The following is a 2,193-nucleotide window of genomic DNA, read 5'->3' on the forward strand; positions in this document are numbered from 1 at the left end:
AGCGTGGGAACGATCAGGGTGAGGCGGGCGAAGTGATCGCGCTAGCAGAGAAGTCTGAAGTGCCGGTGGGAAAAGTCATTCCCGACCGAAGATCGTTCCCACGCTCCGCGTGGGAATGCAGCCACTGACGCTCCGCGTCATAGCGGTGTTTAGCATGTGGGGCTGGAACGCGGAGCGTCCCGGGAGGCGTTACCACGCAGAGCGTGGGAACGATCAGTGCGCAGGAGTCAGGTCAGGCGGACATGACTTCGCGGATGTCGCGGGCCAGTTCGCGGACGCGTTCTTCTTCGGTGTCCCACGAGCACATGAAGCGTGCGCCGCCCTTGCCGATGAAGGTGTAGAAACGCCAGTTTTTCGCGGTCAGGGCGGCGATGGCCGGTTCCGACAGTTGCAGGAACACGCCGTTGGCCTGCACCGGGAACATCAGTTCGACGCCGGGAATGTCGCTAACCAGTTCCGCGAGTAATTGCGCGCAGTGGTTGGCGTGGCGCGCGTATTTCAGCCAGGCGTCGGTTTCGAGAATGCCGACCCACGGTGCCGAGAGGAAGCGCATTTTCGACGCCAACTGACCGGCCTGTTTGCAGCGATAGTCGAAATCTTCCGCCAGTTTGTGGTTGAAGAACAGAATCGCTTCACCCACGGCCATGCCGTTTTTCGTGCCGCCGAAGCACAGCACATCGACACCGGCCTTCCAGGTCAGATCCGCTGGCGAGCAGCCGAGGAAGGCGCAAGCGTTGGAGAAGCGCGCGCCGTCCATGTGCAGGTGCAGGCCCAACTCCTTGCAAGTGGCGCTGATGGCGCGGACTTCTTCCGGGGTGTAGACGCTGCCGACTTCAGTGGCTTGGGTCAGGGTGACCACGCGCGGTTTCGGGTAGTGAATGTCTTGGCGCTTGAGCGCGACTTCGCGGATCGACTGCGGGGTGATCTTGCCGTTTTCAGTGCCGGCGATCAGCAGTTTCGAGCCGTTGGAGAAGAATTCCGGGGCGCCGCATTCGTCGGTTTCGACGTGAGCGGTTTCCGAGCAGATCACGCTGTGGTAACTCTGGCACAGCGACGACAGGGCCAGCGAGTTGGCGGCGGTGCCGTTGAAGGCGAAGAACACTTCGCAGTCGGTTTCGAACAATTGGCGGAAATGGTCGGACGCGCGTGCGGTCCATTCATCGTCGCCATACGCGCGCTGGTGGCCGTGGTTGGCCTGCTCCATCGCAGCCCAGGCTTCAGGGCAGATACCGGAGTAGTTGTCGCTGGCGAATTGTTGGCTCTTGTCGGTCATGGCCGGCTTCCGTGGTCGAGACTCTTGTGAAGGCTCGTGGTCAATGATGGTGCGCACTTTACCGAAGATCTTCCGGGGAGCACACGGGATGTCGCTGTCACAACATTACATGGACGCAGGCCGATTATGCACCTGACTAAACGCGACGGCGCGCTGGATCTGCTCAAGTGGCTGGCGCTGCTGAGCATGTTGCTCGATCACCTGCGATATGTCGGGTTCTCCGCCGATTGGCTGTACGTGCCGGGGCGGTTGGCGTTTCCGTGGTTTTGCCTGGCGATGGCGGCGAATCTTTCGCGCGATGGTTCGCGGAGGATGGAATGGCGGTATCTGGGTTGGTTGTTGCTGTTCAGCCTGGTGAGCGAGATTCCGTACCGGCTGTTCATTCCCGATCCCAATACACTGAATGTGCTGCCGACGCTGGCGCTGGGATTGCTCGTGGCGCGTGCGTGGCAGGACCCCTCGATCATGGCGCGATTGTTGGGCGTCGCCGCACTGGCGCTGGCTGTTGTGTTCCCGGAGCGACTGATGTTCGGCTTCTTCGGGGTATTGCTGCCGTTGGCGATGCTGCTGGTGTTTCGCCGTCCGTGGTATTTCAGCGTGCTGTCGGGATTGATTTGTCTCACCGCCAATCAGTGGCAGGTGCTGTATGAGTCGGCAATCTTCGGTAATAGCGTCGCCATTTTTGGCATCGCCACCTGTCTGTTCGCGCCAATGCTCGGAGTGTTTCTGTTGCGACATGGGCGACATCTCCGGCCACCGCCAATGCGCCGCTGGGCTTACGCCCTCTACCCCGCGCATTTCCTCCTGCTGCTCGCCATCCGCCAGTTGCTCGCATAACCCCTGTAGGAGCTGCCGAAGGCTGCGATCTTTTGATCTTGGAAATCAAAGTCAAAAGATCGCAGCCTTCTGCAGCTCCTACA

At 60.6% G+C, this 2,193-nt stretch carries 2 protein-coding genes; one reads left to right on the forward strand and one right to left on the reverse strand.

Annotated elements, in window-relative coordinates; all coding sequences use genetic code 11:
• Positions 1–232: 232 nt before the first annotated feature.
• Positions 233–1,273, reverse strand: coding sequence for a threonine aldolase family protein (locus PMI37_RS19730; RefSeq protein ID WP_008084160.1), 1,041 nt, complete (start codon positions 1,271–1,273; stop codon positions 233–235).
• A gap of 126 nt (positions 1,274–1,399) precedes the next feature.
• On the opposite strand from PMI37_RS19730, the gene PMI37_RS19735 reads away from it, so the two are divergent.
• Positions 1,400–2,110, forward strand: a complete 711-nt coding sequence (locus tag PMI37_RS19735) for a TraX family protein (RefSeq protein WP_008084162.1) — start codon at positions 1,400–1,402, stop codon at positions 2,108–2,110.
• Positions 2,111–2,193 lie beyond the last annotated feature (83 nt).

Source organism: Pseudomonas sp. GM80 (genome assembly GCF_000282515.1).
Classification (GTDB): domain Bacteria; phylum Pseudomonadota; class Gammaproteobacteria; order Pseudomonadales; family Pseudomonadaceae; genus Aquipseudomonas.